This is a genomic window from Arenimonas sp., assembly GCF_044348765.1.
In the GTDB taxonomy this organism is placed as follows: domain Bacteria; phylum Pseudomonadota; class Gammaproteobacteria; order Xanthomonadales; family Xanthomonadaceae; genus Arenimonas.
Map to the genome: position 1 here is coordinate 81,832 of NZ_JBIKSE010000001.1, position 25,213 is coordinate 107,044.

21 protein-coding genes and 1 pseudogene are annotated in these 25,213 nt (G+C 57.8%); 7 read left to right on the top strand and 15 right to left on the bottom strand.

Features of this window, described 5'->3' with window-relative positions:
• Positions 1-32 precede the first annotated feature (32 nt).
• The 6 genes from ACIQ0Q_RS00395 to coaE all read left to right on the top strand — a co-directional run bounded on the left by ACIQ0Q_RS00395 (position 33) and on the right by coaE (position 6,744).
• Positions 33-1,316 (top strand): sigma-54-dependent transcriptional regulator, encoded by a 1,284-nt coding sequence (locus ACIQ0Q_RS00395; protein WP_395770980.1) that lies wholly within the window; start codon positions 33-35, stop codon positions 1,314-1,316.
• 235 nt (positions 1,317-1,551) lie between these two features.
• Positions 1,552-1,971 carry a pilin gene (locus tag ACIQ0Q_RS00400; protein WP_395770981.1) on the top strand — a complete coding sequence of 140 codons (420 nt, stop codon included), beginning with the start codon at positions 1,552-1,554 and terminating at the stop codon, positions 1,969-1,971.
• Between the two features lie 305 nt (positions 1,972-2,276).
• Positions 2,277-3,998: a type IV-A pilus assembly ATPase PilB gene (pilB, locus tag ACIQ0Q_RS00405; protein ID WP_395770982.1), complete on the top strand. Its 1,722-nt coding sequence runs from the start codon at positions 2,277-2,279 to the stop codon at positions 3,996-3,998.
• Between the two features lie 36 nt (positions 3,999-4,034).
• Positions 4,035-5,264 carry a type II secretion system F family protein gene (locus tag ACIQ0Q_RS00410; RefSeq protein ID WP_395770983.1) on the top strand — a complete coding sequence of 410 codons (1,230 nt, stop codon included), beginning with the start codon at positions 4,035-4,037 and terminating at the stop codon, positions 5,262-5,264.
• Between the two features lie 2 nt (positions 5,265-5,266).
• Positions 5,267-6,130, top strand: coding sequence for a prepilin peptidase (locus ACIQ0Q_RS00415; protein WP_395771002.1), 864 nt, complete (start codon positions 5,267-5,269; stop codon positions 6,128-6,130).
• On the top strand, positions 6,130-6,744 hold the full coding sequence (gene coaE, locus ACIQ0Q_RS00420) for a dephospho-CoA kinase (RefSeq protein ID WP_395770984.1): 615 nt from the start codon (positions 6,130-6,132) through the stop codon (positions 6,742-6,744). The genes ACIQ0Q_RS00415 and coaE overlap by 1 nt, the downstream gene beginning before the upstream one ends.
• A 49-nt stretch (positions 6,745-6,793) precedes the next feature.
• Here coaE and ACIQ0Q_RS00425 read toward each other — a convergent pair whose 3' ends face one another.
• The 3 genes from ACIQ0Q_RS00425 to ACIQ0Q_RS00435 form a co-directional block, all read right to left on the bottom strand.
• Entirely contained in the window at positions 6,794-7,759 is a 966-nt protein-coding gene (locus ACIQ0Q_RS00425; protein ID WP_395770985.1) for a Nudix family hydrolase, read from the bottom strand.
• Positions 7,756-10,464 (bottom strand): preprotein translocase subunit SecA, encoded by a 2,709-nt coding sequence (gene secA, locus ACIQ0Q_RS00430; protein ID WP_395770986.1) that lies wholly within the window; start codon positions 10,462-10,464, stop codon positions 7,756-7,758. Before secA ends, ACIQ0Q_RS00425 begins: the two co-directional genes overlap by 4 nt.
• 122 nt (positions 10,465-10,586) lie before the next feature.
• On the bottom strand, positions 10,587-11,495 hold the full coding sequence (locus ACIQ0Q_RS00435; protein ID WP_395770987.1) for a peptidoglycan DD-metalloendopeptidase family protein: 909 nt from the start codon (positions 11,493-11,495) through the stop codon (positions 10,587-10,589).
• On the opposite strand from ACIQ0Q_RS00435, the gene ACIQ0Q_RS00440 reads away from it, so the two are divergent.
• Complete coding sequence (locus ACIQ0Q_RS00440; RefSeq protein WP_395770988.1) at positions 11,482-11,856, top strand: DciA family protein; 375 nt, start codon at positions 11,482-11,484, stop codon at positions 11,854-11,856. The genes ACIQ0Q_RS00435 and ACIQ0Q_RS00440 overlap by 14 nt on opposite strands.
• A gap of 83 nt (positions 11,857-11,939) precedes the next feature.
• On the opposite strand, the gene lpxC is transcribed toward ACIQ0Q_RS00440, so the two are convergent.
• From lpxC to ACIQ0Q_RS00500, 12 genes and pseudogenes are all read right to left on the bottom strand, one after another.
• Positions 11,940-12,851, bottom strand: a complete 912-nt coding sequence (lpxC, locus tag ACIQ0Q_RS00445) for a UDP-3-O-acyl-N-acetylglucosamine deacetylase (RefSeq protein WP_395770989.1) — start codon at positions 12,849-12,851, stop codon at positions 11,940-11,942.
• A 206-nt stretch (positions 12,852-13,057) separates the two neighbouring features.
• Positions 13,058-14,284, bottom strand: coding sequence for a cell division protein FtsZ (ftsZ, locus tag ACIQ0Q_RS00450; protein ID WP_395770990.1), 1,227 nt, complete (start codon positions 14,282-14,284; stop codon positions 13,058-13,060).
• A gap of 29 nt (positions 14,285-14,313) precedes the next feature.
• Positions 14,314-15,555: a cell division protein FtsA gene (ftsA, locus tag ACIQ0Q_RS00455; RefSeq protein WP_395770991.1), complete on the bottom strand. Its 1,242-nt coding sequence runs from the start codon at positions 15,553-15,555 to the stop codon at positions 14,314-14,316.
• 1 nt (position 15,556) lies between these two features.
• Complete coding sequence (locus tag ACIQ0Q_RS00460; protein ID WP_395770992.1) at positions 15,557-16,300, bottom strand: cell division protein FtsQ/DivIB; 744 nt, start codon at positions 16,298-16,300, stop codon at positions 15,557-15,559.
• The gene (locus ACIQ0Q_RS00465) at positions 16,300-17,238 is read right to left on the bottom strand and encodes a D-alanine--D-alanine ligase (protein WP_395770993.1); all 939 of its coding nucleotides are present in this window, start codon (positions 17,236-17,238) and stop codon (positions 16,300-16,302) included. The genes ACIQ0Q_RS00460 and ACIQ0Q_RS00465 overlap by 1 nt, the downstream gene beginning before the upstream one ends.
• Positions 17,235-18,668, bottom strand: a complete 1,434-nt coding sequence (gene murC, locus ACIQ0Q_RS00470; RefSeq protein ID WP_395770994.1) for a UDP-N-acetylmuramate--L-alanine ligase — start codon at positions 18,666-18,668, stop codon at positions 17,235-17,237. Before murC ends, ACIQ0Q_RS00465 begins: the two co-directional genes overlap by 4 nt.
• Before the next feature lie 8 nt (positions 18,669-18,676).
• Positions 18,677-19,747 (bottom strand): annotated as a pseudogene (gene murG, locus ACIQ0Q_RS00475) (undecaprenyldiphospho-muramoylpentapeptide beta-N-acetylglucosaminyltransferase); the annotation flags it as partial.
• The gene (gene ftsW, locus ACIQ0Q_RS00480; RefSeq protein ID WP_395770995.1) at positions 19,744-21,030 is read right to left on the bottom strand and encodes a putative lipid II flippase FtsW; all 1,287 of its coding nucleotides are present in this window, start codon (positions 21,028-21,030) and stop codon (positions 19,744-19,746) included. The pseudogene murG and the gene ftsW, both read right to left, overlap by 4 nt.
• Positions 21,030-22,112 carry a phospho-N-acetylmuramoyl-pentapeptide-transferase gene (gene mraY, locus ACIQ0Q_RS00485; RefSeq protein WP_395770996.1) on the bottom strand — a complete coding sequence of 361 codons (1,083 nt, stop codon included), beginning with the start codon at positions 22,110-22,112 and terminating at the stop codon, positions 21,030-21,032. The genes ftsW and mraY overlap by 1 nt, the downstream gene beginning before the upstream one ends.
• Positions 22,102-23,487, bottom strand: a complete 1,386-nt coding sequence (murF, locus tag ACIQ0Q_RS00490) for a UDP-N-acetylmuramoyl-tripeptide--D-alanyl-D-alanine ligase (protein ID WP_395770997.1) — start codon at positions 23,485-23,487, stop codon at positions 22,102-22,104. Before murF ends, mraY begins: the two co-directional genes overlap by 11 nt.
• A complete protein-coding gene (locus tag ACIQ0Q_RS00495; protein WP_395770998.1) occupies positions 23,484-24,959 on the bottom strand; it encodes a UDP-N-acetylmuramoyl-L-alanyl-D-glutamate--2,6-diaminopimelate ligase in 1,476 nt (491 codons plus the stop codon). The genes murF and ACIQ0Q_RS00495 overlap by 4 nt, the downstream gene beginning before the upstream one ends.
• Positions 24,956-25,213 (bottom strand): penicillin-binding transpeptidase domain-containing protein (locus ACIQ0Q_RS00500; protein WP_395770999.1); only part of this gene is annotated, 258 nt, incomplete at its 5' end. The genes ACIQ0Q_RS00500 and ACIQ0Q_RS00495, both read right to left, overlap by 4 nt.

A 25,213-nucleotide genomic window follows, 5' to 3' on the forward strand; every position in this document is an offset into this window, starting at 1 on the left:
CATCGGAAGCGAGACTCCATTATAATTTGAGCATGCAAAATCCTACTGCCTTAGTTGTTGATGACGAACGCGATATTCGTGATCTCCTGGGCATGGCTTTGTCGCGGATGGGGCTGCAGGTAGTTTCAGCCGAAAGCGTTCAGCAGGCCAAACTGCTTTTGGATGAGAGTCACTATGATCTTTGCCTGACCGACATGCGTCTGGATGATGGCAGCGGTATCGATCTGATTCGCTATGTCAATGAACATTTTCCCAACATGCCGATTGCGATGCTTACCGCCTTCGGGGATGTGCAGTCGGCGGTCAATGCCCTGAAAGCCGGCGCCTATGATTTCGTCAGTAAGCCGGTCGATCTTGGCACTCTGCGCAAGCTGGTGGACCAGGCGCTGGCCCTGCGCGAACAATCCCGTCCCGCGGCCTCGGAGTTGGTCGGTGAATCCAGCATCATCAAACATCTCCGCGAACAAATCGAGCGACTCGCTCGCAGTTTGGCTCCCGTCCTGATCGTCGGCGAAGCCGGTGTCGGCAAACAGGTGGTAGCCAAAAAAATCCATCAGCAAAGTCCACGTAATCGTGCACCGTTCCTGGAAGTGCAATGCGATGCCATTGAAGCCGATCAACTTGATACGGTTTTTTTTGGCAAGTCCGGTGCCTTTATGATGGCCCAAGGCGGCACCCTTTTTATCGACCATGTGGATGCCTTGCCCCTGTCATTTCAGATCAGGCTGCATAAGGCCATCCAAGATCGCGGCATACGCGCCATCGGAAGCCTTGCCGATACAGCCATTGATATCCGCATCATCTCGGCTACCCGCAAGAATCTAGTACAGGAAGCCGCCGGCAAGCGTTTCCGCCATGAGCTGCTGTACCGAATCAATGTCATCGAGCTGCACGTACCGCCCATGCGCGAACGCCGCCAAGACATCCTGCCCCTGGCACGTGCGTTTTTAGCCGAGCTCACCGAGCACAGTGGTTCACAGGAGCAGATGCGACTCAGTGCAGCGGCTGAAGCCTTGCTGTTGCAACACGCCTTCCCGGGCAATGTCCGTGAGCTGGAAAACATCCTCGAGCGCGCCACTGTGCTCGCCACCGGGCCGGTCATTGAAGCGGAGCATCTGCAATTTAATCGTCCGGAATACTACGACGCTGACGCCGGCATTCCCAAAGCGTTGCCGGAAGCGCTCGAACAACTCGAACGCGCCCAAATCCAAGCGGCCTTGGAAGCCTGTCGATTCAATAAGACCAAAGCAGCCGCACAACTCGGCATCACGTTTCGCGCATTACGCTACAAAATGGAAAAGCTGGGGATGGAATAATGTGACGCTCAGCGTCACTTTTAGCCAAATATCGGCCAAAACGACCCGCTGATATTCGAATTAAGTGCCTATTTCTAAAGATTTTTAGCGGGCGCTGACGGTTTCGAAGAAAACGCTTGCGAAGCTGCTAACTTAAGCGCATCGTAATCAGGCAAGTCCACGGTAGTTGCAATTCTAGGCTGCCGCAGTTTGTAACCACCTACCAGCGCAAACATTATTCCCAAGGGGATACATTATGAAATCCATGCAAAAAGGCTTCACCTTAATTGAACTGATGATCGTCATCGCGATCCTCGGCATCCTGATGGCCATCGCCATTCCGGCTTATCAGGACTACACCGTTCGTGCAAAAGTCTCTGAAGGCATTAGCCTTGCCGGCGCCGCTAAAACCGCCGTTGCAGAAACCTATATGTCAAATAACGCATATCCGGAAACTAACACTGCTGCTGGCTTGCCGGCATCGGATACCATCAAGGGAAACAACGTCAGCGGCGTTCTCGTTGGCACAGCTGGTGCGATTACCATTACCTATACCGGCCTGCCATCTGGTAATACCACTCTTATTTTGAAACCGACTGTGAATGCCGGGTCGGTTAGCTGGACCTGCAATACTGGTAACATCGAAGACAAATACCTTCCTTCTAACTGCCGTTAATCGTCAGATAGCTGCTTTAAAACCCCGCTAAGGCGGGGTTTTTTTAACTGAAAAAATAATCTTATTTTATGTTGAGTGTTCGGAGGCTTAAACACTTAAAGATAAAATTCGTCCAATATTCAAAGAAACTCGATGAATATGCTTCGATTTTAAAGGTCTGCATTGCTCTCTTTAAACGACCTCAAGCCCTGAGCTATGATCAGGCCTGCTTTTAATTTTCCCTTAAAATATGAGCTAAATCCCTTTTGTCAAAGGGTTTTTTGCGGTAAGCTTCAGATGGGTCATCTGAAAGCCAGATATCAAATATGAATGCATCTGCAGCGAATTTGGTGGGAATTATCGGAATCACCCGGCGCCTGGTGCAGGACGGCGTCCTGAGCGAAGCCGATGCCCGCGCGGCACAGACCGAGGCCGCCCAAGACAAACGCCCGATTCATAAATACCTGGCTGAAAACAACCTGGTTAGTGGCGCCGAGCTGGCCAGAGCACTTTCACTCGAGTTCGGTCTACCCCTGTTTGACCTATCGGCAATGGATCTAAACCAATCGCTGGCCACCCTGATTCCCGAAGAACTGGCGAATAAACAACAAGTCCTACCCCTGCAGCGGCATAGCGGCAAGCTGTTCGTGGCTATTGCCGACCCGGCCAATACTGAAGCCTTGGAAGCGGTAAAGTTCGTCAGCAATTCCATCGTCGAGCCAGTGATCGTGACAAAAGATGCCCTGCGCAAGGCGATTGAGCTGGCATATAGCAATCGGGCCGACACCCTCGATGACAGTGGTGATGATGATCTCATCAATCTGGAGACCGTCGGCGGTGATACAGAGCTTATCGATGACACGGCCGACAACCGGGCCGACGATACTCCGGTGGTCAAATTCGTCAATAAGCAGCTGACTGATGCCATTCGGCGTGGTGCTTCCGACATCCACTTCGAACCCTATGAAACCGAGTCACGGATCCGCTTCCGGACCGACGGCATTCTGCGCGTCGTTGCCAAGGCTCCGATCAGTCTGCATCCGCGCATTGCCGCGCGCTTGAAAGTGATGGCAGCGCTGGACATCGCCGAACGACGTGTGCCTCAGGACGGCCGCATCAAGCTCAATCTCAGCAAAACCAAGCAGATGGATTTCCGCGTTAGCACCCTGCCGACCCTGTTCGGCGAGAAGATCGTGCTACGTCTGCTGGAAAACTCCGCTGCCAAGCTGGGGATCGAGAAGCTCGGTTATGAGCCCGACCAGATGCAGATTTATCAGGAGGCGCTGGCCAAACCTTATGGCATGATTCTGGTCACCGGCCCGACCGGTTCGGGTAAAACGGTATCGTTGTATACCGGACTGAACATCCTGAATACGCCCGAGGTCAACATCTCGACCGCCGAAGACCCGGTGGAAATCCGCGTTCCGGGTATCAACCAGGTGCAGGTCAGCAACAAGAAGGGCATGACCTTTGCGGCGGCATTGCGCTCGTTCCTGCGCCAGGATCCGAACATCATCATGGTCGGCGAGATCCGTGATCTGGAAACCGCGGAAATCGCCATCAAGGCCGCGCAGACCGGCCACCTGGTACTGTCAACCCTGCACACCAACGATGCTCCGCAAACCATCACCCGTCTGATGAACATGGGCATTGCACCTTACAATATTACCTCTTCGGTCACCCTGGTCATCGCCCAACGTCTGGCCCGCCGCCTGCACGACTGCAAACGTCCGATGACAATACCGCTGCCATCTAAAGCACTGCTCAAGGAAGGCTTCACCCAGGAAGAAATTAACGAAGGCATCACTTTATATGAACCGGTTGGCTGCGATGAATGCACCGAAGGCTACAAAGGACGTACCGGTATCTATCAAGTCATGCCGATGACAGAAAAAATCCAGGAAATCATTCTGGCCGGCGGCAATGCGCTTGAAATCGCGCGGGCCGCGCAGGAATCCGGTGTGCGCGATCTACGCCGTTCTGCACTTATCAAAGTCAAGGCAGGCATTACCAGCTTGGCTGAAATCAACCGAGTGAGCAAGGACTAAACTATGGTTGCTACCCGTTCCGCTGCTGCAAAAAGCATGAAAAAACGCGTCGGCAACGATGTCATCTTGAAGCAGTTCACTTGGTCGGGCACCGACAAACGTGGCGTCAAGATGAAAGGCGAGGAATCGGCGAAGTCTGAAACCGCACTGAGAATTGATCTGCGCAAACGTGGCATCGCCAATCTGGAGGTCAAGATCAAGGCTAAACCGCTGTTCGGTGCGGCCGGTAAAACCATCAGTCCGCAGGATATCGCAGTATTCTCGCGTCAGCTCGCCACCATGATGCAATCCGGCATTCCAATGGTGCAGGCTTTCAGTATCGTTTCCGGCGGACAAAAAAACATTCGCATGCAGAATCTACTGCAAAACATCGGGAGCGATATCGCCAGCGGCACCGCACTCTCGGAAGCACTGTCCAAACATCCTCTGTATTTCGACAAGCTATATCAGAACTTGGTCTATGCTGGCGAAAACGCCGGCGTCCTCGATACCGTGCTGCAAACCATCGCCAGTTATAAGGAAAACATTGAAACCTTGAAGGGCAAAATCAAGAAGGCCCTGTTCTATCCGGCCGTGGTCATCGTGGTCGCGATCTTGGTATCGGCAATCCTTCTCATCTTTGTGGTTCCGACATTCCAGAACCTGTTCAAGAGTTTTGGCGCCGATCTCCCGGCGTTCACCCAACTGATCATTAAAGTCTCCGACTTCCTTATTGCCTACTGGTGGCTCATTCTGGGCATCATCATCGGCGGCGTGTTCCTAACCATCAGTGGCTTGAAACGCTCGCGTGCCTTCGCTGAATTCGTCGACCGCCTCCTGCTCAAAATACCCGTCATCGGCCAAATCATGCACAACTCGGCCATCGCACGCTTCTCGCGTACGCTGGCAGTGACCTTCAAAGCCGGTGTGCCGCTGGTTGATGCGCTGGCCACCGTTGCCGGCGCCACCGGCAATATCGTCTATGAGAACGCAGTCATGCGTATCAAAAACGACGTTGCTAGCGGCTATCCGCTGAACGTCGCCATGAGACAGGTCGGCATATTCCCGCACATGGTCATGCAGATGACCGCCATCGGCGAAGAAGCTGGCGCACTCGACACCATGCTTTATAAAGTCGCCGAGTTCTACGAACAGGAAGTGAATAACGCCGTGGATGCACTGTCTAGCCTGATTGAGCCGATGGTGATGATTGTCATCGGTGTCGTGGTTGGCTCCATGGTGATCGGCATGTACCTGCCGGTGTTTAAGCTGGCGGCGGCCATTTGATGCTGGCGATGTTGCAGGCCAATCCGGTCTTGCTGATCGCCTTGACATTCGGACTCGGCCTGCTGGTCGGCAGCTTCCTCAATGTAGTGATTCTGCGTTTTCCAGCGCGTCTGGAATGGGCCTGGCGCCAGGAGGCGCGTGAGATTCTGGCGCTTCCAGAAGTCTACGAACCGAAACCGTCCGGCCTGGTGCTTAGCCGTTCAGCCTGTCCGCACTGCAGCCATGCCCTTTCGGCATGGGAAAACGTCCCCCTGCTAAGCTTTGTGCTGCTGCGCGGCAAATGCAGTGCCTGCAAAACTCCGATTTCCTGGCAGTATCCGGCCGTCGAACTGATTACTGGACTTCTGTTCGCGCTGTGTGTGTGGCGCTTCGGTATTTCCCTACAGTTGCTGTTCGCACTGCCATTCACGGCGGCATTGGTGGTCTTATCCGGAATCGATTTGCGCACCACGCTGCTGCCTGACCAGATCACCCTGCCCTTGCTGTGGCTTGGTCTGATTGCCAGCCTGATTACTTTGTATATCGATCCGGTCTCGGCCATACTCGGCGTGGTGGCCGGCTATCTCAGTCTCTGGTCGGTAACCCGCCTGTTCAAACTACTGACCGGCAAGGACGGTATGGGTGAAGGAGATTTCAAACTGCTGGCGGTCATCGGTGCCTGGTGCGGCATCAAGGCGGTCCTGCCGGTGCTGCTGCTGTCGTCTTTGGTCGGTGCAATCATCGGCGGTCTCTGGTTGGCCACCGCCGGCAAACGCCGCGATACCCAGATTCCTTTCGGTCAATACCTGGCCATCGCCGGCTGGATTCAATTCATTTCCGGTGCCGATTTCCTCGGCATCTACCTGAACTGGGCCACGGGTCACTGATGCCACTGCGGATTGCGGTCGCTGGCGGAATCGCCGCGGGAAAATCCGTGGTGTGCCGGATACTGCAGCAGGGTGGCGCTGAGATCATTGATGCCGACGACATCGCCCGCGAACTGGTCGCGCCGGGCATGCCAGCTCTGGCTGAAATCGCCGAACAGCTTGGTCCGCAATTCATCAAACGCGATGGCACACTCGAACGCGCTGCACTGCGTGCTTACGTTTTCGCCGATGCCGCTGCAAAAACCCGTTTGGAAGCGATTCTGCATCCACCTATCCAACAGTCGCTGCAGCAACGCAGTAGCGCATCGAATGCCCGTATTGTCGCCGTGGCAATCCCCTTACTCAGTCCGCAGAGCCGGGCCGGCGCTTACGGCTGGCTTGACCGAGTTCTGATCGTGGAAGCTCCGCCGGAACTGCAGGTGGCCCGTATCCGCGCCCGCGACGGCTCATCCGAGGAACTGGCGACGGCGATGATGGCTGCACAGCTCGACAGCGCCGGGCGCCTGCCCATGGCGGATGATGTCCTGATCAATGACGGGGATCTGGCCAGTCTGGAACACTGGACGCAGCATCTACTGGTCCGCTACCGAACGCTGGCGGCGGGGTATCAATAAAAATGCGACCTGAGGCCGCATTTCTCTTATCAGACAATCATCACGGCAATCAGGCTAGATTCGGCCAGAATGCACGGATAGCGGCTACACCCTGTGCACCGTGCTGGCGGGCTACGGCGACATCCTGCGGACCCAGACCGCCGATAGCGAAGATCGGCAAGGACACTTCTGCCCGCATTTGTTGCCAGGCTTTCCAACCCATCGGTGACACGTCCGGATGGCTGGCGGTCTTATTGACCGACCCGAGCACCACGAAATCCAGACCGAGCGCCTGCGCGTGCCTGAGTTGCTCCAGATTGTGGCAGGAGGCCGCCACCGGCAGGCGTGCGGCCATCGGACGTGATTGCAGGGCCATCAGCTGATCGCTGGTCAGGTGTAGGCCAACGTCAAAATCATGCGCTAGCCCGAGTTGACCGTTGATCAACAGCTGGGCTTTGTGTTTCTTGCACAGCGCCACGGTCAGCGTCAGTAGCGCCTTCAAGGGTTTTTCCTGCCAGGTCTTGGCGCGCAGTTGCACCAAGCGCTGACCCGAGGCCAAGGCTGCATCCAGTTCGCGCAAAAAGCGTGTGGTATCGGTGGTGGGCTCGGGGGTAATCAGGTAATGTGGCGGCTTCTGCAGCACGGCCACCACCGGCAGATCGGCCGGCGGCATCGGATAGGACCGCAATTTGCTGTTCGGCACCCAGGCCAAGGCCTGATTTTCTAGGCCGCGCGGCTGACCACTGTATTTGGTGACCTTGAATACATCCAGCATGATGCTTTTGCTGCCGGTATGCTGCGGCACCGACATCAGCGGCTCGGCGGCCAACACATCGATGCCGAGTTCTTCCTTGAGCTCCCGCCTCAGTGCTTCTTCGGGAGTTTCATTGCGTTCAATCTTTCCGCCTGGAAATTCCCAGGCACCGGCCAGATCACGGCCGCTAATACGACGCGCCAGCAATACACGGCCACTGGCATCGGTCAGCACACCGGCGGCAACCGGCACCACGCGGGGGGTTACGGCTCGACGTATCATCCGATCTGCCCATGGCATTGTTTGAATTTCTTGCCACTGCCACAGGGACAGGGATCATTGCGGCCGACCTTCGGACCGGCGGCTTTGATGACGCCCATATCGGACAGTTCCTCATCGGCGCTGGCCGAGCCAGCGGATGGATGCTGGAAATTCATTTGACTGGCCTGCTGCTCGTGGCGGCGGCGATCGGCCTCTTCCATCGCAGATACCTCACTCTCATCACGCACGCGCACGCGTGCGAGCATGCAGGTGACATCGAGCTTGACCTTATCGAGCATTTCCGAGAACAGCTCGAAACTCTCGCGTTTGTATTCCTGCTTCGGCTGCTTCTGGGCATAGCTGCGCAGATGGATGCCCTGACGCAGATAGTCCATGCGCGCCAGATGCTCTTTCCAGGTCTGGTCGAGCACGTTCAGCATCAGCAGTTTTTCGATCTGACGTGTCATTTCCGGTCCAGCTTGCGCTTCCTTGTCCGCGAAGTGGCTGGTAACCGCGTTTTGAACGGCATCGGCGATGGCGGTATCATCGATTTCGTCGGAAGCGGCCAGCATCGCCTGCAGATCGACATTCACCGAAAAGTTCTCGAGCACGAACTGTTCCAGCCCCGGCAGATTCCATTGTTCATGGATTGAATCGCGCGGCACGAATTTACGGACCTGCTCCTCAACCACGTCTTCGCGGATGGCCAGGATGGTTTCTGAGACATCATCGGCTTCCAGCAGTTCATTACGCTGCTGGTAGATGACTTTGCGCTGGTCATTGGCGACATCATCGTATTCAAGCAGGTTCTTGCGCATATCGAAGTTGTGCGCCTCGACCTTGCGCTGAGCATTCTGGATCTGGCGCGAGACCAGACCGGATTCGATGACTTCATCTTCCTTCATGCCCATCCGGCGCATGGCGGTCTGCACCCAGTCGGCAGCAAAGATGCGCATCAGGTTGTCTTCCAGCGACAGGTAGAAACGGGATGAGCCTGGGTCACCCTGGCGGCCGGATCGGCCACGCAGCTGGTTATCGATGCGTCGTGACTCATGACGTTCGGTGCCGATGATGTGTAGGCCGCCGGAAGCGACCACCTGCTCGTGACGGACCATCCAAACGGCCTTTACCCCGTCGCGCTCAGCCTCAGTGGCCTCGGCGCCAAGCGCGTTAAGTTCAGCCTCGAGACTGCCGCCAAGCACGATGTCGGTACCGCGGCCGGCCATGTTGGTGGCGATGGTGACCGCCTTGGCGGCACCGGCATTGGCCACGATATGCGCTTCGCGCTCATGCTGTTTGGCGTTGAGGACTTCGTGCGGTACACCGGCTTTCTTCAGCTCGCCGGAGAGCAGTTCGGAGGTTTCAATCGAGGTGGTACCGACCAGTACCGGCTGACCGGCGTCAAAACAGCGATGGATATCCTCGACCACGGCTTTGAACTTGGCATCGCGGGTCAGGTAGACCAGATCGGGATCGTCCTTGCGGATCATCGGACGGTGGGTCGGGATGACCACCACTTCCAGCCCGTAGATGTTCTGGAATTCGTAGGCTTCGGTATCGGCGGTGCCGGTCATTCCGGCGAGCTTGCCGTACATGCGGAAATAATTCTGGAAGGTGATCGAAGCCAGGGTCTGGTTTTCGCGCTGGATTGGTACGCCTTCCTTGGCCTCGACGGCCTGGTGCAGGCCATCGGACCAGCGGCGACCCTGCAGGGTGCGGCCGGTGAATTCGTCGACGATGATGACTTCGCCGTCGCGCACGATGTAATCGACATCACGCTGATACAGGGCATGGGCACGCAAGGCGGCATTCAGATGGTGGACCACCGCCAGATTGTTTCCGGAATACAGGTCATCATCCTCAGCGAGGATACCCGCTTCATGTAACAGCTGCTCCGCGCGCTCCATGCCGGTTTCCGAGAGATGGGTCTGCTTGGACTTTTCATCGACCCAGAAATCGCCTTCACCGTCTTCTTTTTCCTGTTTGACGAATTTCGGCACGATCCGGTTGATCTTAACGTACAGCTCGGGCGATTCATCGGCCGGACCGGAAATAATCAGCGGAGTACGCGCTTCATCGATGAGGATGGAGTCGACTTCGTCGACGATGGCGAAATTCAGACCGCGCTGGAAACGCTCTTCCTTGCTGCTGGCCATGTTGTCGCGAAGGTAGTCGAACCCGTATTCATTATTGGTGCCGTAGGTGATATCGGCTGCGTAGGCGTCTTTCTTCTCCAAATGCGGCATGCCCGGAACCACCACTCCGACGCTCAATCCGAGGAAGTTGTAAAGCTTGCCCATCGTCGCAGCATCGCGGCGGGCCAGATAATCGTTGACCGTCACCACATGCACGCCTTTGCCTGACAGTGCATTCAGATAGACCGGCAGAGTTGCGACCAGGGTTTTGCCCTCGCCCGTACGCATTTCGGCGATGCGTCCGGAGTGTAGCACCATGCCGCCGATCAACTGGACATCATAATGGCGCAGGCCAAGGGTACGGATGGAGGCTTCGCGGCAGACCGCGAAGGCTTCGGGAAGCAGTTGATCCAGGGCCTCGCCCTTTCCGATGCGTTGCTTGAATTCATCGGTTTTAGCCTTGAGAGCCGCATCATCGAGTGCTTTCAGACCCTCTTCCAGCTGATTGATCCGCGCGATATTCTTCTGGTATTGGCGCAGGACCCGCTCGTTGCGGCTTCCGAAAAGCTTGGTAAGAAGTTGATTGAACATGGTTAAGCCGGTGATGGTGGTTCCTGCTTACGCAGGAGTGAGCCCTGGAGGCGCCAAAAAAAGCGGCCATCCGGGGATAGCCGCATATTTTAACCTGTGGGCGGAATTTGGTATATCAAGTCTTAGCCGCGGGATTTATCCAGAAAGGCGCGCGGATTGACCGGGCGGCCGTCTTTATGCACTTCGAAATGCACATGCGGCCCGGTCGAACGGCCGGTCGAACCGGCTTTGGCCACCACCTGGCCGGCACGCACGACATCGCCTTCCTTGACGGTAAAGGCGGAATTATGGGCATAAACCGTGACGTAGCCGTTCTGATGGTCGATTTCGACGACATTGCCGAAACCTGTCTTCCAACCGGCGAATTTGATCAGGCCGTTGCCGGCCGAACGCACCGGATCACCAATATTGGCTTCGAAATCGATGCCATTGTGGTGGGCACGACCGCCGAGGACCGGATGCATGCGATAACCGAAGTCCGAGGTCACATAGCTGTCGGTCGGGCGGGTGGTTGGCTGCGATTTCAGCTCCAACTCCTGTTCAAACAGCATGGATTCAAGCACGGACAGCTGCCGGGATGAGCTTTCGAATTCGGCCCTGACCTGCTTGAGATTGCTATTCAAATCGGCCGCGGACACGTCCTCGGCGTCTTCGGCACCACCGGCGCCCGGAGTCTTCTCGAAATCGAATTCGCCACCGGCCAGCTTGCTGTCGCGGGTCAGGCGGATGCCGAGGGCATTCAAGCGGTTGGCCTGGGCCTGCAGTTCAGCGAGCCGCAGGGCCATGGCATTCATGTCGCGCTGGTTCTCAGCTTTGATTTCGACGAGTTGACGATCCTGTTCGGCCACGCGTTGCTGCAGGTGGCTGAGCTGCAGACCACCAACGGCGCGGCTGGCCGCGATGCCCATCAAGAACACCAGGGCCAGTACAGCCAAGACCGCGCCGCCGAAAACCAGTGCGGTACGGCGGTCATGCAGATTAAATTTCCTTGGAGCTCTCAGGTATTTTGAAACGAGTATGATGTTCAGCATTACAGGACAATCTCTGGAATTCTTCATGGGCGCGGACAAACCCGCAAAACCCGAGCAATCCGCGCTGTCCGCGCTCAAAAGCTCCGGCCTCGGGGCCCTGATTACGCGCGCCGATGCATTGGCGAACGTGGATCAGAGACTGCGTCGAAGTCTACCGCCGGCCCTAGCCCGGCAATGCCGGTTGGTGTCCTGGGATGACGATAGACTGGTTTTTCATGCCGCCAGTCCGGTCTGGAAAAACAAACTCCGCTTACACAGCCAAGAGGTCTTGGTGGCGGCGCAGTCGCTTGGGCTTCATGCCCGGGAAATCCGGATCAAGGTCGATGTCGGTTTCGCGCCGAACACCGACCTGATGGCATAGGTCATTGTCGGGGGAAAAGCGGCAACAAAGGGTTAATAGCCGGTTAAAATAAAGTTAAATGCTTGAATTATTTCAGGTTCAGTTCAGCTAACCAAAACCGGATTGGCGTACGAAATCGGGGAAGTCTCTTCCTCGAACACCACCTCTTCCCATGCGCTCGGATCGGCAATAAGGGCCCTAAGCAATTGATTGTTAAGGCCATGCCCTGATTTATAGGCATAATAGGCACCAATCAGGCTGTGACCCATTAAATACAGATCGCCGATGGCATCCAGAATTTTATGTTTAACGAATTCGTCATCAAACCGCAGTCCATCCTCGTTCACCACGCGGTAATCATCGAGAACGATGGCATTTTCCAGACTGCCGCCCAGGGCCAGATTGCGGTCGCGCATGTATTCGATGTCTTTCATGAACCCGAAGGTGCGGGCACGACTGACCTCTTTAACGAATGAGGTGGTTGAGAAGTCGATTTCGGCATTGGCGGCCGATCTCTTGAACGCAGGATGTTTGAAATCAATGGTAAAACCGACTTTGAACCCTTCATAGGGTTCGAAACGGGCCCATTTGTCCCCGTCGCTAACCTGCAAGGTTTTGGTGATTCGGATGAAGCGCTTATGCGCGTTCTGCTCCTCGATACCGGCGGATTGAATCAGGAAAACGAACGGGCCGGCCGAACCGTCCATGATTGGCACTTCTTCGGAAGACAAATCGATATAGGCGTTGTCGATACCCAAGCCGGCCAACGCCGCCAATAGATGCTCGGTGGTTTTAATCTTGACATTGTTTTCATCCACCAACACGGTGCACAACTGGGTGTGACCAACCAGATGGGCTTGGGCCTTGACCTCAACCGGAACCGGGAGATCGATACGGCGGAACACAATCCCGGTATTGACCGCAGCAGGGCGCAGGGTCATGAACACTTTTTCGCCACTATGCAGGCCCACGCCGGTGGCGCGGATGACATTTTTCAATGTACGTTGCTTAATCATGCGGTGATTCTAAGGACTCATTGGTGTATGAAAGATAAATTTTGGCCTGAAAATGACGTCGGCTTGTTGAATTATCAGGGATTTACGAGTTTATTGTAAATCAAAAACCTATGTTTGACCAAAGAAAGGGCCCGACGGATGCCCGCCGGGCCGAAACAGCCTGGGACCGCAAGGACAACGGCCCAGGGATATTGCCTTGGATGGCTTCAGTCTGCCTGGCGGCGCAGGAACGAAGGGATATCCAAATAACTTTGACCACCGCTGTGGGCAAGATCACTCAAGGCCGTGGCTGGGGCGGCGGCAGCGGTGGTGGGTTCGGTCCTTCCGGAACGGCGCAGGGTGCTGGAAATGCCACCGAGGCCGGGCGGATCGACCGGATCAAACGGCACCGGGCCATGGGTGCCCGTGCCCGCCTGACGCCAATCCTGCACCGGCTCGACCAATACCGGCCGAGCGGCTTTGCCGCCACGGGCCTGATTGAGACCGGTCGCCACCACGGTCACTCGCACTTCATCACCCATGTTCGGATCGAGCACGGTACCGACGATGACAGTGGCATCCTCGGAGGCGAAGCCTTCGATGGTGCTACCGACTTCGTCGAATTCACGCATGGTAAAGTTCGGACCGGCGGTGATATTTACCAACACACCGTTGGCACCATGCAGATTGACTTCGTCCAGCAGCGGGTTATTGACGGCGGACTGGGCGGCTGCCTGGGCGCGGTCATCGCCGCGTGCGGTGCCTGATCCCATCATGGCCAGACCCATTTCGCTCATCACGGTGCGAACATCGGCGAAGTCGACATTGATGATGCCCGGACGGGTAATCAGTTCCGAAATACCCTGGACCGCACCCATCAACACTTCATTGGCAGCCTTGAACGCGCTGATCATGGTGGCGTCGCGGCCGAGCACGGTAATTAATTTCTCGTTGGGTACGGTGATCAATGAGTCGCAGTGCTTGGCCAGCTCTTCAATACCCTGCAATGCGGTCTGCATGCGCCGGCGTCCTTCGAATGGGAACGGCTTGGTAATGACCGCAACGGTCAGGATGCCGAGTTCTTTGGCGATTTGGGCAACCACCGGTGCAGCGCCGGTACCGGTACCACCCCCCATGCCGGCGGTGATGAACACCATGTCCGCACCTTCCAGCACACGCACGATGGCATCGCGGTCTTCTAACGCAGCCTGACGGCCGACTTCCGGATTGGCGCCGGCGCCGAGACCTTTGGTGACATTGGTGCCGAGCTGCAGATGGGTCTTGGCACCGCACTGTTTGATGGCCTGGGAGTCGGTATTGGCCATGATGAACTCGACGCCTTCCACGCCCGAGTTGACCATATGCGCCACGGCATTACCGCCGCCACCGCCGACGCCGACCACTTTGATGACTGCATTGGGTGCAGCCTGTTCCACTAATTCGAAATACGCCATGATGATGTCCTCTTTGGTTTTATGTGTGTTTACAACTCGCCTTTAATGAACTTACTGATCTTTCCGAACCAACCGCTAGCTGCATTTGGACTGCGGAACCCCGGTCGGCGCGGGTTGTCGCTCATGCGTCCCCACTGCATCAAACCGACTGCCGTGGCATAAGTGGGATTGCCCACCACCTCACCCAATCCCTGGATGTTCTGCGGAATGCCTTCACGCACCGGCATGTGCAGGATTTCCTCGGCCAGCTCGACCACGCCTTCCATGCGTGCGGCACCGCCGGTCAATACCATGCCGGCACGTACGAACTCTTCAAAACCGGAACGCCGCAATTCGGCATGCACCAGCTCGAAGATCTCTTCGTAACGGCTTTGCACCGCTTCGGCCAGCGATTGCCGGGCAAGACGGCGCGGCGCACGGCCGCCGACGCCCGGCACCTGGATGGATTCATCGGCGCGGGTCAATTGCGCCAATGCACAGGCGTAACGGATTTTCAATTGCTCGGCATCCGGCGTGGAGGTACGCAGGATGTGGGCGATATCATTGGTGACCTGGTCGCCGCCGATCGGTAACGAGGCAGCATGCCGGATATAACCGCCGGCATAGACCGCGATGTCGGTGGTGCCGGCCCCCATGTCGACCAACACCACGCCGGATTCCTTTTCATCCATGCTCAGCACAGCATGCGAGGACGCCAGCGATGACAGTACCAGGCCATCGACCTGCAGACCGCAACGGCTGATACATTTTTCGATATTGGATGCGGCTGAAGTCGCGGCAGTAATCAGCAGTGCGTGCAGCTCCAGACGCACCGCCGACATGCCGACCGGATTGCGCACGCCTTCCTGGAAATTATCCAGGATGTATTCCTGTGGTATGGCGTGGATGATGCGTTGATCGGAGGAAATGGCTACCACCTTGGCGGCTTGCAGCGCCTGCTCGAGATCGTGGTAATGCACCTCGCCGCCGACCACCGGGGAGATGCCGGACGACCTGCGGCATTCGGTATGCGAACCCGAGATGGCGGCGTAGACCGAGCGAATTTCGCAGCCGGCCATTACTTCGGCTTCCTCGATGGCACCGCGGATCGATTCCACGGTCGATTCGATGTCGACCACGACACCACGGCGCATGCCACGTGAATCATGGGTGCCCAATCCGATGACCTCGATTTCATCGCTATCGAGGGAGTATTCGCCGACCAGAGCCGTCACCTTGGAGGTTCCGATATCCAGTCCGACGATCAGGGATTTATCACTTCTGCGGCTCATATCAGACGGGTTCCTGTGGGTTTGTTGGCGGTTCGGCCGGTACTGGTGCGGCAAGCGCGCGCCAGGTCAACGCGAATCCATTGGTGTAACGCAGATCGGCATGCACCAGACGGCGCGGCTCTTCCCGTTTGATTTTCGGCAACAGCGCCACAAAGCGCGATAAGCGGGCATCGGCGTCATTGCGGCCGATATCCAGTACCAGACCATCGGAAAGCACGATGCGCCATGCATTGCGTTCACTGATGCTGAGTTCGGTGATGGCCAGACCGACCGACTGGAACAGCGGTTGCGCCTTGCCGTAAAAAGCCACCATGTCGGTCGCCTGCAAAGGATGGCCGTTGAAAGATGGCAATGCCGGCAACCGAGCCTTCGGCATCGCGAACACCGAGCCCTGCTCGGCCAGCATCTGCGTCCCGTTCCAGACCGCCAGAGGCCGGTACTCATGGATCTGCACGATGAGGGTGTCCGGCCACTGCTTACGGACCTCGACGCGCTCGACCCACTGCAATGTCTGCAGCTTGGCATTGATGGCATTGAGATCCACTGCGAAAAAGCCGTCTTTGAGATACGGTAGTACCGCGGTGCGGACTTTGTCCTGATCGACGAAAGCAAAAGGTGCGGTCACTTGCAGGCGTTGCATCGGCCAATGCAGTCCGCCGACCCAGCCGTTAAGCACGGCAATCACCGGCGTAGCCAGAATGGCCAGCACCAGCAGTCCGAGCAGCAGGCGGCGGAAGATGGGCATCAGTGCGTATCTCCCAGGCTTGATTCCAGAATGAGCCAGCACAGGGTGTCGAAATCGATACCGACCTGTTTGGCGGCCTTTGGCACCAAAGAATGTGACGTCATACCGGGGGCAGTATTCACCTCCAGAAGATAGAAACGGCCGTCGGCATCGCGCATGACATCAACGCGACCCCAGCCGAGGCATCCGGCTGCCCGGAACGCGGCCAGCGCCAGTGCGCCGATGGCCTGTTCGTCGGCGCCCTCAAGTCCGGGGCACAGATACTGCGTATCATCGGCCACGTATTTCGCGTGGTAATCATAGTATTCACCGGCTGGCACAATGCGAATCGAAGGCAGTACGTGCTCGCCGAGGATGGCGACCGTGTATTCCTGGCCAACAATCATCTGTTCCATCAACAGCTCACCGGGATAGCGCTTGGCCAGATCAACCGCAGCAGCCAGATCGCTTTCGGCGAACACCCGGCTGACACCGACACTGGAACCTTCGCAGGACGGCTTGACGATGACCGGCAGCCCGAGCTCACGGGCGGCGGCGGCGACATCAGCGCCCGGCGCCAGACGCGCATAGCGCGGCGTCGACAGACCCACCGACAACCAGATTTGCTTGGTGCGGATCTTGTCCATGCTCAACGAAGAACCGAGCACATCGGACCCGGTATAGGGCACCCCGAACGCCTCCAGCAGGCCCTGTAACACGCCGTCTTCTCCACCACCCTTGTTGCCATGCAGAATGTTGAATACCCGATCGACTTTCTTTTCGACCAACAAAGTCAGCAATGCAGGAAGGCCATCCACGGCAAAGGCATCGATGCCCTGCGCCTGCAGCGCGGCCAATACATTGCTTCCGGAATCCAGCGATACCGCACGCTCGGAACTGCTGCCGCCCATCAATACGGCGACGCGTCCGAAACGGGCGGGATCGTTCATCAGCTTCATGCGCCTTGCTTCCTTTCAAGTCCATTCGCGGCCAGTTCATTGGCGACCGCACCGATATCACCGGCACCCATCATCAACAGCAGATCGCCGTCTTTGAGTACATCGGCCAGAACCCGCGGCAATTCCTGCGCCGGTCCGACCACTACTGGATCCAAGCGGCCCCGGGTGCGTATCGAGCGCGCCAGAGATTTGGCATCTGCACCGATGATCGGCGCTTCGCCGGCGGCATAGACATCGGTCAGCACGACCGCATCGGCCTCGGAAAGCACGGCGGTGAACTCATCGAACAGATCACGCGTACGTGAATACCGATGCGGCTGGAAAGCCACCACCAGACGTTTTTCGGGCCAGCCGCCGCGCGCGGCGGCGAACACCGCCGCCAGTTCGCTCGGGTGGTGGCCGTAATCATCGACCATCAGCGCCATACCCTGCGTCAAGGCCAGTTCGCCTTTGATGTTGAAACGGCGTCCAACACCCTGGAATTCGCTCAGCGCCTTGGCGATGGCCTCCGGATCGACGCCTAATTGCCAGGCAATCGCAGCGGCGGCTAAGGCATTCAACACATTGTGTTTTCCCGGCATGTTCAAGGCCACGGCCTGAGTCAGGCCATCGGGCAAATGCAGCTTGAAATGCATCTGGCCGCCGAGCTGATGGACATCGCTGGCGCGCACTTCGGCGGCGTCACGGAAACCGTAGGTCAGACAGTGACGCGGCATTTCATCGGCCAGAGTGCGCACTTCATCGTCTTCGATGCAGAGCACGGCCAAGCCATAGAACGGCAGCCGGTGCAGAAATTCCGAAAACGCCTGTTTCACGCGATTGAAATCACCGCCGTAATTCTCCAGGTGATCGGCTTCGATGTTGGTGACCACGGCCACCAAGGGATTGAGTCGCAGGAAGCTGCCATCGCTCTCATCGGCTTCAGCCACGAGCCATTGACCGGAACCGAGTTGGGCATTGGTACCAGCGGACAGCAGCTGGCCACCGATGACGAAGGTCGGATCCATGCCGCCTTCGCGCAGCACACTGGCGGTGAGCGAGGTGGTGGTGGTTTTGCCGTGCGTGCCGGCGATGGCAATACCGCGCTTGAAGCGCATCAGTTCGGCCAACATTTCGGCGCGGGGTACCACCGGAATGCGTTTTTCACGGGCAGCCAGATGCTCGGGGTTGTCTGCCTTAATGGCACTTGATACGACAACCACATCGGCGCCGTCGACATGCCCTGCGGCATGGCCCTTGAACACAGTCGCACCCATGTCCTGCAAGCGTCGTGTGGCCTGGCTCTCGCTTTGATCGGAACCACTGACCTGATAGCCCAGGGTAACCATCACTTCGGCGATACCACTCATGCCCGATCCGCCGATGCCGATGAAATGGATACGTGGGAAGGCGCGGGCCAGATCACCGTCTTTCAATAAACGCCGCTTCATGCCGCCATCTCCCGAACGATCAATTCCACCACATCGTTTGCCGCCTGTGGATAGGCTGCAGCGCGTGCGGCATTAGCCATAGCCAGCCGCCGCTGCGGATCATTTGCCAGATTGGCCAGCTCCCGGGCAAGGTTCTTCGTCAGTTTTTCATCTTGGCGGAACCAGACCCCGCCACCGCTGTGCTGCAGGTATTCCGCATTAATGGCCTGATGGTCATCGACTGCAGTCGGGAGCGGAATCAGGATGCCGGCGACACCGGCCGCGCAGAGTTCGGCCACGGTCAAGGCGCCGGCCCGTCCGATGACGACATCCGCCCAGCCATAGGCCTGTGCCATGTCCTGGATGAAGGGCTCGATAACGGCTTCGACACCGGCGGCGGCGTAGGCGCTCCGCGCCTCCTCCAGCATTTTTTCGCCGCACTGGTGGCGAATGACAAAACTTTGCTTTGGCTGCAAAGCGGCAAACACCGACGGCAACGCGGCATTGATGGCACGCGCACCCTGGCTGCCACCCAGAATCAACACACGCAGGGCAGCATCGCGCCCAACGAAGCGTATGGCGGGATCAGGCAGTGCACTGATTTCCGGCCGCACCGGATTGCCAACCACGCGACTCTCGATACCGGGAAAACTGTCGGGAAATCCGGTCATGACCTGATCGGCAATGCGCGCCAGCAGACGATTGGTCATGCCCGGTGCACGATTCTGTTCATGCACCAGCAGCGGCCGGCCCTGAAGCCATGCGGCCAGACCGCCTGGACCGGCGGTGTAGCCACCGAAACTGACGACGGCCGCGGGTTTATGCCGGCGGATTAATGCCATCGCTTTGTGCACGGCAGTAAAAATTCGCCAGGGCGCAAGCAGCAGGCTGCGCAGATCTTTGCCACGCAGCCCTTTGATCGCGAGCGTTTCGATGGCTATGCCATGTTCAGGAACCAAACGGGTTTCCATGCCGCCCTCGGATCCAAGCCAGAGCACCGGCACGCCACGTACGCGAAGGGCTTCGGCCACGGCCAAGCCGGGGAAGATGTGGCCACCGGTTCCTCCGGCCATGATCATCACAGGCGACGGCACGGTCATGCCGAAGCTCCCGCTGTCGGTTCGATACGGCTACGTCCACCGAGTCGCGCAGCTTGCTGGGCTGCAGTCATCTGAGCAGGCGCGATATGGGTGAAACCGGAAGCGTCCACGCGCATCGGTTCGCTACGCTCACCGCGTTGGCGACGGGCACGATCAAGTTCATAACTGATGCGCAACAATAGACCCATGGCAGCGCAGGTCATCATCAGACTGGAACCCCCAGAGGAAATCAGGGGCAAAGTCAGGCCTTTGGTCGGCAGTACGCCGAGATTCACTCCGACCGATACCGTGGCCTGGATGCTAATCCATAGACCGAGTCCGAACGCACAATACGCGGCGAAAGGACGGTTCAATTCCAGACAGCCGAGCCCGGTCCGGAACGCTCGCCAGGTGAGTATGCCAAATAAACCCACCAGCACGCAGATGCCGATGAAACCAAATTCCTCGGCGAATACCGAAAAGATGAAGTCGGTATGTGCTTCCGGCAGATAATCGAGCTTGAGCACGCTGCCACCGAGACCGACGCCGGTCAGCCCGCCGCGGCCAATGGCGATGAACGCCTGCACCAGCTGGAAACCGGAATCGAACTGATCGGCCCAGGGATCCAGAAAAGTGGTCAGGCGCTTGACCCGGTAGGGTTCCAGCCAGGCGATGAACCCCATGGCGATGCCAATCAGAATCGCCGGTCCGATGATGTGCTTCTGGTTGGCGCCGCCCAGCCAGACCATGCACAAGGTGATTGCCAGCAATAGCGCCGAGGAACCGAAGTCCGGCTGAATCAGCAACAGAGCCACCAGAATGCAGGCCAATCCGATCGGTTTGAGCAAGGCTTTCAGGCTGACCGGAATTTGGTCACGGTAACGCACCAGATAACTCGACAGCCAAACGATGAACATCAACTTGACCGCTTCCACCGCTTGGAATCCGAGCGGTCCAAGCTGCACCCAGCGCCGCGCGCCGTTGACCGATTTACCAAGCCCGGGAATCCAGACACTGAGCAGCGCTAGGAAGCACAGCAACAGAAAAATATAGCCGTACTTTTCGATCTGCTTGATCTCGGTACGCAGTATCACCGCCGCTATAGCCAAACCGATGGCAAGGAACATCAGATGACGATTGAAGTAATAAAACGGACCCTGACCAGTCATCACTGCATACGACATCGAACTCGAAGCCACCATCACGATGCCAAGACCGATGAGTGCAGTGATTGCGCACAACATCCAGACATCGATACGGCCGCCCAGTTCATTGTATTTGGTGGCCTGGGCGGGCGTCGCCATCAGCGCACCTTCAGGGTCGCCAATGCGACCAGGACGAGAATGACCGAAATGATCCAGAAACGCACGATTACGCGCGGCTCCGGCCAACCCTTGAGTTCGAAGTGGTGATGGATCGGCGCCATGCGGAACACACGCTTGCCGGTCAACTTGAAGGAAGCGACCTGGATCATCACCGACAAGGTTTCGATTACGAAAATACCGCCCATGATCACTAGAATCAATTCCTGGCGTACGATCACGGCAATGGTACCGAGCGCGGCACCAAGTGCCAAAGCACCAATGTCACCCATGAACACCATGGCCGGAAACGTGTTGAACCAAAGAAAACCAAGTCCCGCGCCGGCAATGGCAGCACATACGATAGCGAGTTCACCGGCACCGGGAACGGCGGGAATCTGCAGATAGTCCGAGAATATAGCGTTACCGGACGCATAGGCGAAGATACCGAGACCGCCGGCGACCAACACTGTCGGCATGATCGCCAAACCGTCAAGACCATCGGTCAGATTGACGGCATTGGAGAAACCGACAATCCAGAAATATGCCACCAGCATGAACAGTCCTCCGAGCGGTATCGCCACGTCTTTCAAAAGTGGCAGATATAGCGTGGTATTCGAGGGGGCGTCGGCGGTAGTGAACAGAACGGCAGCGGCAATCGCGCCGAACAGCGACTGCAATGCGTATTTATGCCGTGACTTCAGTCCATTCGGATCGCGCCTGACGATCTTGATCCAGTCGTCCAGCCAGCCAATGAGACCGAAACATACCAATACCGCCAGCACGATCCAGACATAGCGATTGCGCAGATCAGCCCAGAGCAGGCTTGACAGGCTGATGGTCATCAGAATCAGTGCGCCGCCCATGGTCGGCGTACCGGCTTTGGAGAAGTGCGATTGCGGTCCGTCGGTGCGGATCGGTTGACCGCCTTTGAGACGCGATAGCCGTTCAATGACTGTCGGACCGAGCCAGAGCGACAACGCGAGCGCGGTCAAGGCGCCGAGAATAGCACGCATGGTAATGTAATCGAACAGGGCGAACAGTCGGGCGAATTCCTGCAACCAACGTGCCAACTCAAGCAGCATCCGGTTTCTCCTGGGTTCCATGGACTTGCAAAAGGGCGCTCACAACCTCATCCATCCGACTTGAGCGTGAACCTTTGATCAGCACGCGCTGCGAACCATCGACACTGCCGGCCAAGGTCTGGATCAAAGCCCTACGGTCCGGAAAATGACAGGCGCCAGCACCGAAGGCGTCACATGCCGCTCGGCTCAAAACGCCGCAAGTCATCATGCCTGTAATGCCTAGGTTTTTCGCCGCGGCGCCAATCTGGGCATGTAGATCCAAAGCAGTGTCGCCCAGTTCGGCCATATCGCCGAGCACCAGCACCGACTGTCTTCCGTCCAAGGCACAGGCAGCGGCCAGCGACGCGATGCCGGCCAATACCGAACCGGGATTGGCGTTGTAACTGTCATCGATCAGCACGGTGCCGTTGGCCAGCATCTTTCCATCCTGACGCCCAGCTACCGGCTTGGCTGACTGAAGACCAGCAACAATGGCTTCGAACGGTGCGCCGGCGGCCAAGGCCATGGCGCTGGCCGCCAGGGCATTGAGAATATTGTGACGCCCGGGCATGTGCAACTCGACCTCGGCACGCCCGGCCGGCGTGATCAAATCGAAACGCGTACCATCGGCACCGAGGATAATAGTGCCGGCGGTAACATCGGCATTGTTGTCCAGTCCGAAGCGCAGTACGCCGCGTCCGGCGATGCGTTCGAGGAAGTAAGGACAGAAGGCATCATCGACATTGACCACGGCCAGGCCATCATCGGGCAGAGCCTCATATATGGCACCCTTGGTTTCGGCGATGCCCAGCAACGAACCCATGCGCTCGATGTGCGCCGGCGCGATATTGTTGACCAGCGCGATATTGGGTGTAACGATGCTGGTTAGATAAGCGATATCGCCTGGTTTGCCGGCACCCATTTCATAGATGGCGAACTGCGCGTCTTCCGGCGCCTCGATAACGGCCAATGGCAGACCGATTTCATTGTTACGGTTGCCGGGATTGACATACGCCTTCCCCGCACGCGCCAGAATGGCATGCAACAGGGTCTTGACTGAGGTCTTGCCGTTGCTGCCGGTCAAGGCCAGCACCACGGCCGAGCGGGTGCGTGCAAAACCGGCGGCGATTTCACCGAGCGCTTCTTCGGTGTCGGCGCACAGAATGGTCGGCAGATCCGAATCCACCGGGCGATGCGTCAGCAAAGCCGCGGCACCGTTGGCTTTGGCCTGGGCGACGAATTCATGCGCATCAAAACGCTCACCCTTCAAGGCGACGAACAGCGCGCCTTGCAGATTGTCACGGCTGTCGGTGCTGATTGCTGAAATCGTCACATCGTTGCCGAGCAGTCGGCCTTCGCACCATTGCGCCAACTGCGAGAGTTCGACCGTTCTCATGCCGCCTCCTGCAAGAAGTTAGCGGCGATGGCGCGGTCATCGAACGGCGCTTTGATGCCATCAACTTCCTGGTAGGTTTCATGGCCCTTACCGGCAATCAGCACGATATCCTGCGGACCGGCGGCGGCAATGGCCTCGGCAATGGCGGCGCGGCGGTCGCGCTGGATTCGGACGGCTTGGGCCTGACGGAATCCGGCGCGGATTTCAGCAATGATGGCATCGCCGGATTCACTGCGCGGATTGTCATCGGTGACCCAGATTGCATCGGCCCATTGTTCGGCACTGGCGGCCATCAACGGGCGCTTGCTGCGATCGCGGTCACCGCCGCACCCAAACACGCAGATCAGCTGCGCCTGACTGTGTCCGCGCAGGGTTTTCAGCGCCTGCTCCAGGGCATCAGGCGTGTGCGCGTAATCGACCACCACCAGCGGTTTTCCGTGCACGCCGCCCAAGCGGCTCATGCGGCCATCGACCGGGCTCAAGCGCCCGAGCAGCGCGGCGACATCGCCCAGACCCATGCCGTCGGCAAGCAGCACACCGGCCACGGCCAACAGATTATCGGCATTGAAACGGCCCAGCAGCGGTGATGCCACGGCAGCGCGTTCGGCGCCGTAAACCAGCATGAAACGCATGCCGTCCAGTCCCAGCGCCAGCGCTTCGGCCCGCAGATCGGCTTCGGCGTCCTGCGAGGTAGTCCGGATACAGTGGATTCCGACTGGTAGTTTTTCTGCCAGCAGGCGGCCATATGCATCATCGACATTGATCACTGCATGACGCAGACCGGTCCAGGTGAACAGCTTGGCCTTGGCCTCGAAATAGGCCTGCATAGTGCCGTGGTAATCCAGATGGTCCAGAGTCAGGTTACTAAATACAGCGATATCGAAGGTGACTCCAGCTACGCGCCCTTGATCCAGCGCATGCGAAGACACTTCCATTGCCACTGCTTCAGCGCCGGCATCATGCATTTCAGCCAATGCCCGATGTACGGCGATGACATCGGGTGTGGTGCGCTCGCCGGAACGTAATTGACCGTAAAGTCCGGTACCGAGCGTGCCAATGGTACCGGTGCGGCGGCTCTGTAGTGTGAAGGCCTGTGCAATCAATTGGACGGTCGATGTTTTACCGTTGGTACCGGTCACGCCGACCATGGTCATCGCCTGTGCGGGTGCGCCGAAAAACCGGCTGGCAATAGTGGCCTGCAGGGATTTCAATGCCGGTACGGCAATGGCGTTTTCAGGAATGACGGTACTGGCCGGCGCCGGCGCCTCATAGAGCACCACCGAGGCCTGGGCCGCCTGTTCGGCATGCAGGTATGACAGGCCATGTGCAGTTAGACCCTGTACCGCGATGAAAGCATCGCCTGGTTGCAGGGCGCGCGAGTCGCTGGTCATGCCGGTCACAGTGCAATCGGCATGTCCGGAAAGTGCGAAAAGGCCTTCGGCCAATTCAGTCAATGCCATCTGCCGGATCATTGAAGCACCTCTGTATCCGGCGGTGGTGACTGCGCGACTGCCGGTGCAGGCAACGGCGCCAGAGCAGGCGCACGGGCGGCATACCATTGCTCGATGTTATCGGGCGGCACATCGAGCAGGCGCAGCGATCCTTCCATGACATTCTTAAATACCGGAGCCGAAACCACGCCGCCGGTATAACCCCGACTGGGGTCGGGATCCTGCAGGACCACCACCATCGAGAACCGTGGATTATCGACCGGCACCATGCCTGC